Source organism: Mastigocoleus sp. MO_188.B34 (assembly GCF_030065675.1).
Lineage (GTDB): Bacteria > Cyanobacteriota > Cyanobacteriia > Cyanobacteriales > Nostocaceae > Mastigocoleus.
Genome location: NZ_JASJDK010000013.1, coordinates 1 through 15,492, shown reverse-complemented (window position 1 = coordinate 15,492; position 15,492 = coordinate 1). Strand labels below are relative to the sequence as shown.

General features: G+C 39.2%; 11 protein-coding genes. 7 read left to right on the top strand and 4 right to left on the bottom strand.

The genetic code is table 11. From position 1 onward, the window contains the following. Positions 1-141 precede the first annotated feature (141 nt). Positions 142-1,701 (top strand): bifunctional phosphoribosylaminoimidazolecarboxamide formyltransferase/IMP cyclohydrolase, encoded by a 1,560-nt coding sequence (gene purH / locus QNJ50_RS04795; protein ID WP_300632683.1) that lies wholly within the window; start codon positions 142-144, stop codon positions 1,699-1,701. 1,628 nt (positions 1,702-3,329) lie between these two features. Here purH and QNJ50_RS04790 read toward each other — a convergent pair. Together QNJ50_RS04790 and QNJ50_RS04785 are read right to left on the bottom strand one after the other, a co-directional pair. Continuing rightward, positions 3,330-5,339 (bottom strand): EamA family transporter, encoded by a 2,010-nt coding sequence (locus tag QNJ50_RS04790; protein WP_300632681.1) that lies wholly within the window; start codon positions 5,337-5,339, stop codon positions 3,330-3,332. 803 nt (positions 5,340-6,142) lie between these two features. After that, a complete protein-coding gene (locus QNJ50_RS04785) occupies positions 6,143-7,405 on the bottom strand; it encodes an inorganic phosphate transporter (protein ID WP_300632679.1) in 1,263 nt (420 codons plus the stop codon). A 280-nt stretch (positions 7,406-7,685) separates the two neighbouring features. Here QNJ50_RS04785 and QNJ50_RS04780 point away from each other — a divergent pair, with 280 nt between their 5' ends. The 3 genes from QNJ50_RS04780 (at position 7,686) to QNJ50_RS04770 (ending at position 10,379) form a co-directional block, all read left to right on the top strand. Continuing rightward, complete coding sequence (locus QNJ50_RS04780) at positions 7,686-8,723, top strand: ArsJ-associated glyceraldehyde-3-phosphate dehydrogenase (RefSeq protein WP_300632677.1); 1,038 nt, start codon at positions 7,686-7,688, stop codon at positions 8,721-8,723. A gap of 14 nt (positions 8,724-8,737) precedes the next feature. Then, positions 8,738-10,027 (top strand): organoarsenical effux MFS transporter ArsJ, encoded by a 1,290-nt coding sequence (arsJ, locus tag QNJ50_RS04775; RefSeq protein WP_300632675.1) that lies wholly within the window; start codon positions 8,738-8,740, stop codon positions 10,025-10,027. 181 nt (positions 10,028-10,208) lie between these two features. Then, entirely contained in the window at positions 10,209-10,379 is a 171-nt protein-coding gene (locus tag QNJ50_RS04770) for a metallothionein (protein WP_300632673.1), read from the top strand. A gap of 241 nt (positions 10,380-10,620) precedes the next feature. Here QNJ50_RS04770 and hemL read toward each other — a convergent pair whose 3' ends face one another. Further along, a complete protein-coding gene (gene hemL / locus QNJ50_RS04765) occupies positions 10,621-11,919 on the bottom strand; it encodes a glutamate-1-semialdehyde 2,1-aminomutase (protein ID WP_300632671.1) in 1,299 nt (432 codons plus the stop codon). A 115-nt stretch (positions 11,920-12,034) separates the two neighbouring features. Here hemL and QNJ50_RS04760 point away from each other — a divergent pair, with 115 nt between their 5' ends. Next, entirely contained in the window at positions 12,035-12,223 is a 189-nt protein-coding gene (locus tag QNJ50_RS04760) for a ChaB family protein (RefSeq protein ID WP_300632668.1), read from the top strand. A gap of 112 nt (positions 12,224-12,335) precedes the next feature. Beyond that, a complete protein-coding gene (gene hisIE / locus QNJ50_RS04755) occupies positions 12,336-13,001 on the top strand; it encodes a bifunctional phosphoribosyl-AMP cyclohydrolase/phosphoribosyl-ATP diphosphatase HisIE (protein WP_300632665.1) in 666 nt (221 codons plus the stop codon). A gap of 309 nt (positions 13,002-13,310) precedes the next feature. On the opposite strand, the gene QNJ50_RS04750 is transcribed toward hisIE, so the two are convergent. Beyond that, positions 13,311-14,588, bottom strand: coding sequence for an MFS transporter (locus tag QNJ50_RS04750; protein WP_300632661.1), 1,278 nt, complete (start codon positions 14,586-14,588; stop codon positions 13,311-13,313). A gap of 478 nt (positions 14,589-15,066) precedes the next feature. Between QNJ50_RS04750 and QNJ50_RS04745 the strand changes: the two genes are divergently transcribed. Next, positions 15,067-15,264 carry a DUF2811 domain-containing protein gene (locus tag QNJ50_RS04745; RefSeq protein WP_058183586.1) on the top strand — a complete coding sequence of 66 codons (198 nt, stop codon included), beginning with the start codon at positions 15,067-15,069 and terminating at the stop codon, positions 15,262-15,264. Positions 15,265-15,492: the final 228 nt, after the last annotated feature.

The window sequence follows — 15,492 nt, the reverse complement described above, 5'->3', positions numbered from 1 at the left end:
TTAACTAATATTGTTAACTGATGTCATAGATATTAATAAAAATATTCACTTTTATAGCTTTCTTTGTTTCATAGTTGTCTTGACACTTTGTAAAATAATCTTCAGCTCTCAAGAACGTCTACCAAAGGAAGCGGGGAAAATATGGCACGTCTAGCACTGCTGAGCGTATCGAACAAAACAGGTTTAGTTGACTTAGCAAAAAGCTTAGTCGAAGAATTTAACTTTGAAATAATCAGCAGTGGAGGTACAGCTTTAACTTTAAAAGAAGCTGGTATAACCGTTCAGAAAGTTTCAGACTACACGAAATCCCCCGAAATTTTAGGTGGTCGAGTTAAAACTCTGCATCCTCGGATTCATGGCGGAATTCTAGCCCGTCGAGATGTGCCCCAAGATTTGACAGATTTAGCAGATAATCAAATTCATCCCATCGATTTAGTTGTAGTTAATCTTTACCCATTTGAAGAAACAATCGCTAAACCGGGGGTAACCTTATCAGAAGCGATAGAAAAGATAGATATTGGCGGTCCTGCAATGTTAAGGGCTGCATCCAAAAATTTTGCTCACCTTACAGTTCTTTGCGATCCAGGGCAATACGAAGATTATTTACAAGAATTACGACAAAATGACGGTCAAGCATCGCTAAATTTCCGACAAAAGTGTGCTTTGAAAGGTTTTTCTCACACTGCTAATTACGATCGGGCAATATCAACATATTTATCCAAACTATCAGACTTAGAAACTTCAGATACTGAATCCACATTACCCCTAAAATTTCAAGTTTCTGGCACTCAAATACAAGCTCTCCGTTACGGCGAAAATCCCCATCAAAGTGCAGCTTGGTACCAAACAGGTACAAATAATGGTGGATGGGTAGCTGCCGAAAAACTTCAAGGAAAAGAACTTAGTTATAACAACTTAGTCGATCTAGAAGCCGCACGGCGAATAATTTCTGAATTTACAGTTCGACCGGCAACTGCAGTTTTGAAACATACTAATCCTTGTGGTGTAGCACTGGGAGACACCCTCAAAGAAGCTTACGAAAAAGCACTTGCGGCTGACTCTGTTTCAGCATTTGGTGGAATTGTTGCCCTCAATCGCCCCATTGATGCAGCAACTGCGACCGAACTAACTAAGACATTTTTGGAATGTGTGGTTGCGCCAAGTTGCGAGCCAGAAGCCAAAGAAATCCTTGCAGGGAAATCAAAATTACGGGTTTTAACCCTAGCAGATTTAAATTACGGTCCCAAGCAAACAATAAAAGCGATCGCAGGCGGTTTACTGATCCAAGCATCAGATGATGCAACTGTAGATCCTGGCAAATGGAAAATTGTCACAGAAAGAAAACCCACAGATGACGAACTAGCAGAACTATTATTTGCTTGGAAAGTTTGCAAACACGTTAAATCTAACGCCATTGTCATTACAGCCAACCGTACAACTTTAGGTATTGGTGCAGGACAAATGAACCGCGTTGGTGCGGCGAAAATAGCTTTAGAACAAGCTGGAGAAAAAACCAAAGGAGCCTTCCTTGCTAGTGACGGTTTCTTTCCCTTTGATGATTCTGTGAGAACTGCAGCCGAGAAAGGAATTACAGCCATTGTTCAACCGGGAGGAAGTATTCGCGATCGAGAATCAATAAATGCAGCTAATGAACTGGGTTTAACAATGATATTCACCGGCATGCGTCACTTTTTGCATTGAACGAAAAATCAGTGAGTAATGAGTAATGAGTAATGTTAGTGGCTCCGTAGGTAGCGGCTCCGCAGGTAGCGCAGCTATAGCTATAGCGGGGCGCGTTAGCAAAGCGGGACACGTAAGTGTACACAGCCCACAGTAATGAGTAGGGATTAAAGATTAATCAACACAATCCCCATATGCCGCTAAGAACGCGCGCAAAGCGCGAAGCGGCGGCACGCAGTGCTATCCCTAATTCCCAATTCCTAATCCCCAATCGCCTAATATGGCAATTACCAAAGTGTCACCTAATTACTTTTGACATTTGAATCAGCAATGCTATCTTATATTTGTGTGTGAGGAGCAAGTTAAAAATAAGAAGCGTTTGGAGTGGAAACACGGTAACACGTCCAAGCGCTTTTTATTTTGTCAAAAAAACGACAACGAAAAAAAAATGTGTACAATTCCAAAACTGTCACCTAGCATACTTGTCGATTCGTAAAACCAGTGATATCTTAGATTTGTGTGTGAGGAGCAAGTGTAAACCAAAGGGTGCTTGGAGTGGAAACACGGCAACACGTCCAGGCACTTTTTGTTTTTGAAATTAGTAAGGTCAAAAAGAGAAAAGAGAAAACCTTATAGCTAAAAGTTGCAAAATAATACTCAGTAAATTCTCGAGGTACATCAAGACTAATATCCGTAATTGAATGTATAGAATAATATTTATGTGTAATTAAGCCTACGGTTATGAGGTTCGGATGTTGAAATAACCTAAACCTGAGCTAGTAATTAATAATACATTTGTAGTTGTATCAATTACTATTTGACTAAATATCTAGGATATATTTACTATTGACAACTTTAGAATTTACCTAAATTGAGTAAATGGAGATGAGCGCCCATTGTTTCAGCTAAGGTATTTATTAATTTGGTTGTCATAGCTTATCCCTGTATTAGTAGCAACTTTTAATAGAGTAAATATATTATTAGCCTGATAATAATAGCATCATAGTATAGGCTTTTGATAGTTGTCTATGATACATTTGTGATTTAAATTGTAAAAAAGTTATTCTAGGTAAGTACTTATAGGAACCTGAAAATTCCTAATATATCGTCTAAGTTGAAGTAAGGAATAATGTGGTAAACCTAAGTCCTTGCTACTTTTGTATTTAAATCTATATAAGTTAGCCTGATTTTAATCATAATTTTCGATGAATTACTTGTGTTGATGCAGGTAATTATTCTTGTTTAAGTCTTTTAACTAATAGCAATCTCCTTTAATACCACAGCAGTTAATTAATCAAAGAGAATAGGGTAATAAATTTAAAGAACTTATGTGTAGCGGCTTTTTTTGAAATTAATATAAGAAAAAAAATTTATAAAGTTTCTCCTACGGACACGCGCTTAATCTGCGCCGTCGGTGTGAGTAAAATGCACCAGAGGTCTTTGGATGGGCTTACAGCGAACAACATAGCTCCCGTCATGTGCTCCCCATAGGAACAGCTTGCTGCATCCAAAACCTTTCTCTCTTTATCTTTTGCTACCTTACAGAAATGCTAATGAATAGCACTTCGAATCATAAGTATGACTTAAAAGCTGACTGAAGAAATCTCCACCCTTCTGTGTTTAAAATATAATTCCGATGCAGTTAGAAACTACCTGGAGCGAGAAGTTGCAGGTTGACTTTTGATTTTATCTAAGCTGAAAGCTGCAACACCAAAAGTAATTAATAAAACTCCAATAATTTGGACTATTCCTAATTCTTCCTGAATAATTATACCCGCACAAATTACAGTTAAAACTGGCACAATAGCACCAAATACTCCTGCTCTTGTTGCACCGAGTTTGCGGACTCCGAAATTATTCAGTAAATAGCCAAGAATTGTCATTACACCCAAAGCGAAACTAATTAGTATCAAGTCAAAAAGGTTTATTTGATTGACTTCTAAACCCCAATCTACAGGCAAGGGAATTATCAAACCAATGAAAGACAGTACCAACATCGTACAGAAATTGATTGCGGTAAAAGAAATTGGATGTAGTTTCGCCGCACAAATTCGGGTAAAAATTATATAAAATGCAAAAGCGATCCCCGCACCAAAAGCTGCACTACTTCCATTCGTGACATTCTCTATCCCGACCCCGAAACCTGCGACTAAAAGCAATAATTGTCCAAAACCAATGGTGCACATTGCAGCAACTCGAAAAGGAGAAGGGCGATCGCGAAATAGAAACCACGATAAAAGACCACTGACTACCGGATAGATAAATATTAAAGATGTCGCCATTCCGGTAGGTATTTGTCCAAGAGCAATATAAGTCAATACCTGGGACAAAAATAAAAAGCTACCACTGACAATTGATAAAATTAGGAGACGCTTAGAATTTTTTCGCCCTGCAGATGCTTTTCCTCTAAATGATTTAATGAGATTCTGTAAATCTTGCCATACTCGTGGATGAAGAATTGGTGCTAAAACAAACATTAGCGGTACCACCACTAACATCCTGAGCATTAACAACAACATAGAATTACCCAAGGTTGGAGTCATTAAACTCTCCATACTGAGTACGCCAAAAATTTCCGAGTTTGGTTGGACAATAATCTTGATAATCAGATTATAAAGTGCCGACACCAAAGATGAGAGAAAAATCAAAATTAAGCCAGTAGGAGAGGTTATTAGTCCCTTCGGAGCTTGTGTCGTCTGTTTTGTAGGTCGCCCTTGGGGTATATTGTCCCGCTGAATTTGGGGTGGTACTGATGGGGTTATAGCTGGTAAGGAGTCTTTAGATGGAGATATCAGAGACTCAGAACGTTCAGATTGAGGTGGAGGGGGAGGGGTAATAATTTCCTCTGGTGATACTTCTCTTCCAGGAATTGGTTTTGCAGGAATTGGTTTTGCAGGAATTGGATTTACATTCGGATCAGGGAAGAGATCGTTTTGTAGTTTTGTATCCCCAGAACGGTTATATATTCCCGAGTTGGGATGAATTTCAAAAGGACTTTCTTCTTCCTCAGTTGATGTCAAATCTGATGGTGTTGCTTCTATTGGAGGACTGGAAACTTCTAAAGTCAAACTGTCTTCTGTGACTCCTTCCAATTCCACACGTAAACGTTCGACCAGTTCTGTTAAGATTACCTCTCCTTGCTGTTGTCGGTCGTACATTCGCGACAACTGTTGAGAAATACTGCTTTGATAATTATTAATCTCTTGCTGTAGGGAACTCAAACTGATAGTCAAAGCACCTTGTAAAGTATCAAGTAACTGGGCGTTACTTTGTTCTGATTCTGCAGTATTTAATTGTAAATTACTTTCTCTTCCAGAAGGAACCCCACTTGCTCGATTGGCTAAGCTCTCCAATGAAGATTGGAGTTGGGTGGATAGATGATTTGCTAAAACCTGTGCGACTTGGCGTACCAAAGCTTGAATCTCGCCCAAGTCTCGTCCTTGCTGTAACTGTTCTTTTTCTTCCTGTAAACGTCTGATATCATCCGCTAAACGGATTTTCTCTCGTTCTAAGCGCTTAATATCTTCTCGCAATGACTTGAGCAAATTACGCTGGATAACTTGCAAATCCTCAGTAACAGCTTTTAAGGCGGTCTGTGCTGCTGTGGATGGATCGCCATTGGATCTTGGATTTTTTGGTCGCCTCTCAAATCGCCCCATTACTCTTTTACCTTTGATCCTTTGAGGATGAAGCTGTTTCTGATTTATTTTTTAGTGCTGACAGTTTAGCTATTTTCTGCATTGTGCCAGATTAAAGGATAAAGTTTAAATCAAATAAGATTGACTAAATATTATTTATATAAGAATATTTACACAAAATTATTTACACAAAATTATTTTCTTAGTAACAAATATTTACTAATAATAATGCGTAGCCCAATGACAGTCATACTTTTATCATAAAAACTTACCTAAAATCTAGAAGGCTCGGACTAATTCAGTTTAATACTACTAAAAAAAATTAGAGATTTGATATTGGAGTGACTCAGATAAAAATTATTCTCTGCATCTCTCCGAGATATTTACTCAAATCGGTAATAATTTAACGCTCTTGGTAATTATTAAACATACAGTATTTCTCCACTTATAATTTGTGATAAAAAATACTATTACCTATAACTATAAACTTCCATATGTTCGCAACTGATAATAAAAATATGTGAAATATGGATAGTGAGTAAATCTGCTTACAAATAAACATTAGCGATAAAACATTGATCGTCAACTATTTATCATTCAAATATTCTTTGCTTAGTCAGTGCAAAATTACCTATTTGATTTCTTTGTCTTTCTAAAAGGATGTTTGGAAAGTATCGCTTATCACTCTAAATTATTGTTTAGATCCCCCTACACCCCTTAAAAACGGGCAAAACTCTCCTAACACATCGGAAACACTGCGCAAATGGGGAATTTAGGGAGAACCAAGATATTTTAGGTAAATAATATGACTTTTTAAATATCCTCTAACTCAGCAGAAGCAAAGCACTAAAAATAGTAGCGCTTAAAAGTGCGCTGACAGGAATAGTAATAAACCAAGCTGCAGCAATTCCTCGAATGGTAGCTAACTGGAGCGAATCAGAATTTTTCATTAACCCAATTCCCACAACAGCACCAACAAGAGCATGGGAAGTCGAAACAGGTAAACCCAGGGTGGATGCAAATAAAACAGTTGTAGCAGTAGCCAGTTCAGCGCATAATCCGCTACTGGGTTCCAAAGTAATAATATTTTCCCCGATAGTCGCAATGACTTTTTTTCCCCATACTCCCAAACCGGCAATAATACCGATTCCACCAACAATTAAAATCCAAGTGGGAATATCGAGATCGTCACCGGGAACGTTACCAGTATTTTTTATATATACAATCGCAGCCAAAGGTGCGATCGCATTCCCTACATCATTAGAACCATGAGCAAAAGCAACAAAACAAGCACTGACTAATTGGAAGCGAGCAAAAATATTTTCAATGGGAGATTGGGAATAGGAAGTATTTTGTCTGCTTGCAATTACATCTAATTGTCGCCAACTATAAATAGTGAGTCCTAATGCACCAGTCACACCTGCAAACAAGGAAATATCCCAACTGACAACATTTATCCCTATTTTTCTGAGTAAAAAATCACTTAATTTTGGAGTAAGTATCGGTAAAACAATGGCACCGAATATTCCAAATAACATTACGCTTAACCAAGGTATCCACTCCCGCAAGTAAAATAGTGGTTCTGGTTTATCTAAAATCCAGAAACAAATTTGTTTATATAAAAAAGCAGCAGTAAGTCCACTAATCACAGGGGTTAATACCCATCCAAAAGTAATCTCTTCAATTGACAACCAATCAATTGCAGTTGCACCTACAGCAACCCAGCTAAATCCAGCGATCGCACCGACAACAGCATGAGAGGAAGATACCGGTAAGCCTTTATAAGTTGCAATTTGCAACCATAGACCACAAGCAAGCAAAACTGAGATCATTCCGGTAACTAAAATCTGAGGTTGATGTGCAAATAATTCTGCATTAATAATCTCACCAGCTAACCGCTTGGAAACTTGATCTCCAAACAATACTGCCCCACTAAACTCTAAAATTCCAGCAATAATTAATGCTTGTTTTAGAGTAACAGCTTTAGAACCGACGGAAGTTCCCATGGAATTTGCAACATCATTTGCACCCAGATTCCAGGCGATATAAAGTCCCAACAGAATAACTACCGGTAAACTATCAAGCATTTAATATTATTTATTGTGTTAACAATATTATTTACCTAGAAAGAAAATAATAGCTAAATAAAGAACATCATTTTTTTTAAAGAAGTATTACAATTTGATGAATTACTACTTCAGAGTGATGTTTTAAAAATAATTTTTTAATATGTGAAACGTCTTTGCTTACTAATTTTTACTTTCTGAACATGTCAGCATAACTTGAAGTCATCAATAGTTTATGGCTGATGGATGCTGATAGAGCGCTGCAGAAATTTATTGAACTTGAAAGCGGAGAATTTAGGAAATGGCGATTCGAGTAGGGATTAACGGCTTCGGGCGTATCGGTCGTCTTGCTTTAAGAGCGGGATTGAACTCAAAAAACATAGAGTTCGTTCACGTGAACGATCCATTTATCGGCTTACAGGGAGCAGCACATCTACTTGAATTTGATTCCGTTCATGGTCGATGGGAACGCAGTACCTCTATTGAAAATGGAAAAATTCGGGTTGACGGTAAACTCGGAGAAGATCTGCAAAGTAATTACCTGCTGACATTCAGCGAAGGTATGACATCAAAAGATGTACCATGGCAAGACTTAGGCGTTGATATAGTTTTGGAGTGTAGTGGTAAATTTCGGACTCTAAATACATTAGAGACTTATCTTCACCATGGGGTACGCAAAGTTATTGTATCTGCTCCAGTCAAAGAAGAAGTATTGAACATTGTGATGGGGTGTAATGACCATCTATATAACCCAGAGAAACATCACATCATTACAGCCGCCTCTTGTACAACGAATTGCTTGGCTCCGGTTGTTAAAGTTATACATTATGGTATCGGCATTGAACGTGGAATTATCACAACTGTTCATGACGTAACGAATACCCAAGTAATCGTCGATGCGCCACATAAAGATCTGCGTCGCTCCCGTTCTGCAATTCAAAATCTGATTCCAACAACTACCGGCTCAGCAACTGCGATCGCAATGATCTACCCTGAATTAAAAGGTAAGCTCAACGGAATTGCTGTACGTGTCCCCCTACTCAATGCATCTCTGACTGATGCCGTATTTGAAGTGCAACGGGAAACGACTATTGAAGAAATTAATCAGCTTTTTCGAGCAGCTGCAGAGGGTGAATTAAAAGGCATTTTAGGATATGAAGAACGTCCACTGGTTTCCTCTGATTATCTCAACGATCCACGTTCTTCAATTATCGATGCCAAGTCAACCATGGTAGTTGATGGAAGATTGGTGAAAATTTTTGCATGGTACGACAATGAGTGGGGCTACGCTAATCGCATGATCGATTTGACTGAAAAAGTTGCTGGATTCTTAAAATAAGTGAGGAATTATCCATGTCCAGTACTGCAAATAATCAATCGTCGCAAGTAGAAAACTTCAATGCTGATGTGGTAGAACAAGTCGATATTACGAGCTATGGACTTGTAACTGCAGCCTACTGGGGTTTCACCTTGACAGATGGCGCGCTGCGCATGTTAGTTTTGCTCTATTTTTATCGCCTTGGTTATAGTCCACTTGAAGTTGCTGCTCTTTTTGTACTGTATGAGTTCTTTGGTATTGTTACCAATTTCATTGGTGGTTGGATTGGTTCTCGCTTTGGTCTCAAGCTAACTCTCTTTAGCGGATTGGGTATTCAGATTGTAGCTCTCAGTATGCTAGCAGTATTACCTACAACATGGCCGCAGTGGGTGGCGATCGCATACGTGATGGCATCTCAATCCCTATCAGGCATTGCTAAAGATTTAACTAAGATGAGTTCAAAAAGTGCTATTAAGCTAGTTGTACCACCAAATGCAGAAGGTACACTCTTTAAATGGGTTGCAATTCTAACTGGTAGCAAAAACGCCCTCAAAGGTGTTGGTTTTTTCTTGGGCTCCACACTGTTGACAACAGTCGGTTTTTCCTATTCTCTTTGGATTATGGTCGTTGGGCTAGGGATTGTTTTAGCATTGAGCACTTTGTTCCTCAAAAGAGATATGGGTAAAACAAAGGATAAAGTCCCATTCAGGGAGCTTTTCAGTAAAACCCCAGCCATCAATGCTCTCTCTGCTGCACGCCTTTTCCTCTTCGGCGCGCGAGATGTATGGTTTGTGGTAGGTTTACCGCTTTATATGGAAACTGTTTTGGGATGGAGTTTCGTGGCGATTGGTACATTCTTTGCGGTATGGGTAATTGGCTACGGTATTGTACAGGGTGCTGCACCAAACTTATTTAATCGTCAAGATGGAATTACGCCTGATGGGGCTACATCTCAGATTTGGGTTTTCGTCCTGACCATTGTGACAGCAACTATAGCTACCCTTATAGAATTTAACTGGCAAGTTTCTTGGGTAATTATCCTGGGTTTGGGAATATTTGGTTTAGTTTTTGCGGTCAATTCGTCAATTCACAGCTATCTTGTTCTTAATTATACAGATAGTGACAAAGTCGCCCTCAATGTTGGTTTTTACTATATGGCGAATGCTGGTGGAAGATTACTTGGAACCATTACATCGGGATTACTGTATCAGGCATTTGGTTTAACAGGATGTCTTTGGGGTGCAGTTATATGTTTGACACTCACTTGGTTAATTTCATTTAACTTACCCCGTCGTGGTGAAGCCCTGAAGACTGCACAAGGTTAATTAACATTTAAGAATAGAGAAAATTAAGTTATCTGTTAATTAATGTCTTATTAGAAATAATCTTTACAAAATACCCAGTTCTTTAACTTTTATTTAACTTTTGAGAGAGTTTGAATCATTATCCCCTTTGAACAAATTGGTAATATACTCACATAGCCAATTTGTTTAGGAAGCTGGAATTATGGCAGATGTCACTTCAATGAAATGTGCTTGTGCAGATTGTCTGTGTATTGTCTCACTCAAAGATGCAATTGCCAAAAATGGCCAATATTATTGTTCCGAAGTTTGCGCTAATGGGCATGTAAATGGTTCTGGTTGTGGTCACACTGGCTGTAAATGTGCTGCGGGATAGGGCTCGTGCTGTATGCATACCAAGCTAAACAATACTGGGAAAACTAGGAAAACTAAAAGATTATAAACCCCGTCCGTGGTTAGACGGGGTTTTCATCTGTGAGAGACCCCAAATAGATTTATGCTATGGGGAATTAAAAGAGATTAAGTTAAACCGAAAGTAGCACGAACCTTATACAGATTCTTTATAAAGATACTTGGTTAGGTACAAATGATTGCGGAGAAAGTATTACAGTCTGAAATTACAAACTTGACATTACATCTCGCGCAGCCGCTAAAGTTTTCTCAATATCTTCTTCGGTGTGAGCAATAGAAGTAAATCCAGCTTCAAATTGGGATGGAGCTAAGTAAATACCCCGTTCTAACATCCCGCGATGGTAACGCCCAAATTTTGCAGTATCAGAATTTTTGGCATCATCATAGCTGTGAACCGGTCCAGCATTGAAAAACATACCGAACATACCGCTAATTTGACCGCCACAGACCTGGTGACCTGTTTCTCTTGCTACTTGCAATAAACCATCTATCAGTTTTTTGGTTATTTGGTCGAGATACTCATAAGTTCCAGGTTTCTGCAACAGTTCCAGTGTCTTGATCCCTGCTGTCATAGCTAAAGGATTACCCGATAAAGTACCAGCTTGATACATCGGTCCTGCAGGAGCGACCATAGACATGATATCTCGACGACCACCATAAGCACCAACAGGTAAGCCACCGCCAATAATTTTACCCAAGGTTGTTAAGTCAGGAGTAACCCCAAACTTTTCTTGAGCCCCACCATAAGCGATGCGGAAACCTGTCATGACTTCATCAAAGACAAGTAAAGCACCATTCTCTTGGGTAATTTCTCTTAAACCTTCTAAGAACCCAGCATCAGGGGTAATAAAACCAGCATTACCAACTACTGGCTCTAAGATGACCCCAGCAATTTCATCGCGGTTTTCTGCAAATAAAGCTTTAACAGCTTCCAGATCGTTATAAGGCGCAGTTAAAGTGCTACTGGTAACAGACTTTGGTACCCCTGGAGAATCCGGCAGACCCAAGGTCGCGACCCCGGAACCCGCCTTCACCAAGAACATGTCGGCATGACCGTGATAGCAGCCCTCAAACTTGATAACTTTATCTCGCTTGGTAAAGGCTCGCATTAGCCGTAAAACAGCCATACAAGCTTCAGTACCAGAGTTAACAAATCTTACCATTTCGATGCTAGGAACAGCATCAATGACCATCTGCGCCAAAACATTTTCTAGGGCACAGGGGGCACCAAAGCTAGTACCTTTATCTAAAGTTTCATGCAACGCTGCAATTACTTCAGGATGAGCGTGACCGCAAATTGCTGGTCCCCAAGTACCGACGTAATCAACATACTGATTACCGTCCACATCCCAAATATGGGCACCTTTAACTCGATCGAAAACAATCGGCTGACCGCCCACCGACTTAAAGGCTCGAACTGGCGAACTTACTCCACCCGGCATCAAGTTTTGAGCCGCAGCAAAGATTTCTTGTGATTTTGTAGTTTTAGTTATGGTATTTACCAAGGTTATCTCCTACAATAGGGAATTAAAAGCTCTATCTTAGGATAGTGTCAAAGACTGCTTATGAACTCATATCGTAGTAAATAAGCGGCACACAGCGGAACCAGGAAATAACAATATGTTATATAAGTCCAATCAAGACTTGCCTTTGGAGATTCGTACTCGCCTATCTGAGGCATACCAAGATATTTACCGAGCTGCTTTCAACTCGGCAATACACTGGTATGGAGAAGCCCCTAAGGCTCACCAGGTCGCTTTAAGCGCTGTCAAAATGCAGTCGGCAATGCACGGCAATGTAATTGTCTAAAGCTGAATTCTAAGATAAAAAAACATGAATATTTGGGAAAGCATGTCAACTGCTCTCTGCAAGATGGTATTTTAGACCATGAGTAATTTCAATTGAAATTGGGGTAGTTGGTATGCTTTCGTCTGAAATCGAAGCTTTTGAATCTAAGATTTTAAATAACATCATACCTCTGGACCAGATTCGCTACGATGACAAGGGTCTTGTTCCATCCATAGTGCAAGATTATTTGGATGGTACGGTTTTAATGATGGCGTGGATGAATCAAGAATCTTTAAAGAAAACGTTAGAAACCGGCGAGACATGGTTCTGGAGTCGTTCTCGTCAGGAATTATGGCATAAAGGAGAAACTTCCGGACATCTACAAAAAGTTAAAAGTATCCGCTATGACTGTGATAGTGATGCTTTATTGGTCAGTGTAGAGCAAATAGGCGATATTGCCTGTCATACCGGCGAACGCAGTTGCTTTCATCAAGTAGATGGTAAAATCAACCCACCACCAGCAGATACCCTATCACAAGTATTTCAGGTAATTTGCGATCGCAGAGACAACCCTTCAGAAGACTCATACACCTGCAAGTTATTCAAAGGTGGGGACAATAAGATTTTGAAGAAAATTGGCGAGGAAAGCGCTGAGGTCGTGATGGCTTTCAAAGACGACGAGCCTGATGAAATTGCAGGTGAAGTTGCTGACTTACTTTATCACACCCTTGTGGCTTTAGCTCATCACCAAGTAGATATCAAAGCCGTATATCGGAAATTGCAAGAAAGAAGAAAGTAAGAGAGAGACTGGTAACCGAATGAGTAATGGGTAATGGGTAATGGGTAATGGGTAATGGGTTAGCAGCAGTTAGATAATATCTTATGAATATTATTCCTAAAATATTCCCGATGCTTTTAAGGGAATAGAGGGATTACCATTTATCCCTTTAGCTCTAGACCTTTGGAATGGACTACAAACTTAGAAGACTATTATTGATCACTTTTGAGTAGTTTTGTGTGGATTTCTATAAACCCTACTAACCACCGACTCCTGACTCCCGACTCCTGACTCCCGACTCCTGACTTCTGACTCCCGACTCCCAAAAAATTATTCCCGATTGCGACCCACATCAGCCATAACTTTGCCTAAATAGCGCAAAATTACGATCGTGATACTCGTGCTTAAAGCTAAGCCTAACCAAAAATTATCCACAAAAATTCTTGGTTTATCCAATACCCAACCCCCCAAAGGAGGTCCAATAAAGTAACCTACAGCCCAACAAAGGGAATTTAAAGAGAAGTAAACACCCCTTTGGGATGATGGGGCAATATCACTAATTAAGGCAGATGCAGAAGGCGTATAGGAGACGATAGCAAGGGCAAACGCAGCTAAACCCATCGCCGCCCAATATAGATTTCCTGAGCTAGATATACCCGCACGCCAAATAAGAATAAAACCCACAGCCCACAACATACTAGAAACCATCAAGGCTCGGGCGTGGGAGAGTTTGTTGAGAATTTTCGCCACAGGTAGCTGAGAAATTACAGCTAAAATCAAATGCCAAGTGAAAAGACCACTGATGATTGTTTCAGTAAACCCAAATTTTCCATTTTGTCCTGGAATGTAATTTTTGAAGTAGACAGGAAGAGTACTCTGTAACTGAGAGATGTAAGTCGTAAGAATAATATTAATACTAATAAAAACCTGTAAACGACGATCCCCTAATGCTGTCATCCAAGAACTGAAAGGTAGCATTTTTTCCACAGCGTTTTTTTGGGGACGATAAGTTTCTTGAATTGCGACAAAAATAACACCGAAGAATAATACGAAGGAAATAGCATCGATCGCAAATAAAGCACGATAACTTTTCGTGGCTACAACTAAAATACCTCCTAAAACAATCCCCATTCCCAAACCAAGATTATCGGCTAGCCGATTTAGAGCAAAGGCTTCTCTTTGATGCTCTGGCTGGGTTATGTCAGCAACCACAGCCTCCGTCGCTGGCCAATACAATCCCGCTCCCATCCCACCAATTAAATTTCCGATAATAAGGGTGACAAAATCAAAACTCGCGGCTAAAACAAAAGAGCCCACAGCCGAAATAGCCGCAGAAAGCAATAAAGTTCTACGACGCCCCCAAAAACTGGAATCAACTGCATAACCTCCTAAAATTCGCCCAAAAATCCCAGATATTGATGCGCTACCCAATGCCAAACCAACGGCAGTTGTGGACAAATCTAGTTGATTGACAAAGAAAATGGGTGCATAAAACAAGGTGAAACCCGTACCCAATTCCGATAGAAATCGACCAGATGCCAAAATCCAAACTTGGCGATTAAATTTAGGCAACCACGAAGCAAGGCGGGACAGGAAAGGTAACGTCATTATTTTGTGTATTTAAAAAAACTATAGTGCAAACTATATTTTTGTAATTCTTATCATTAACGAAAGTTTTCCTCACTCATTCCACAACATTTCCACAGGCTGTATAGAAGTTTTCCACAACCATTTTACGGTTTTACAAGCTCTTTATTGTTTCGCTGGGGATTTTTTCTATTTGAGGTTTTTAATTTAATAGACTGAGTTAATATTAATATATATTACAAAAAATAACCCCAAACCCTTATTGTCTCGTGAGTCTTTATTTTTTATAAATACCTTCTTTACATTTCGCAGCATTGACAAACCCACCCCCTCTTGCCGCACAATGATGCGGCTTGCTTTTGTAGTTTCCTCAATAGCTCTGTGAAAAACTCTGTTATCCGTAACTTATTTTTGAACTAAAACAAAGGTGTTTTCACCAGATTATTATTTATTAAAAGCAAAGTTTCCCGTTGATAGACCGTACTAAGAGAAAAATATTATGAACGCAACAGTTAGCATTTTTACTGAAATTCCTGAAACTCTACACGAATCCCTTAACAAGTACTTGGAGAAGCATCCTGACTGGGATAGAGATAGAGTTCTGACTGCAGCATTGTCTCTGTTTTTACTTCAAAATGGAGATAGCGATCGTCAAGCTGCTCGGGTTTACCTAGAAACTTTATTTCAACATTCCTAGACATAAAATCTCACTACCACCAAAATTCTCACTATTACCAAAATACAGATAGGGCACGGAGAGAGAATCATAAGTTTTTCTTATTTTAGGTTCAAGTCTATGTTTTTCTTGAATTGAGCCTGTGATGTTAACTAGAACTTTAATTTTATTTCTGGCATCTAATACAAATGTTCGTCATTACATACAAACATTAACTTTAACTTTAAGTTAATTTAAATTAACTTAAAG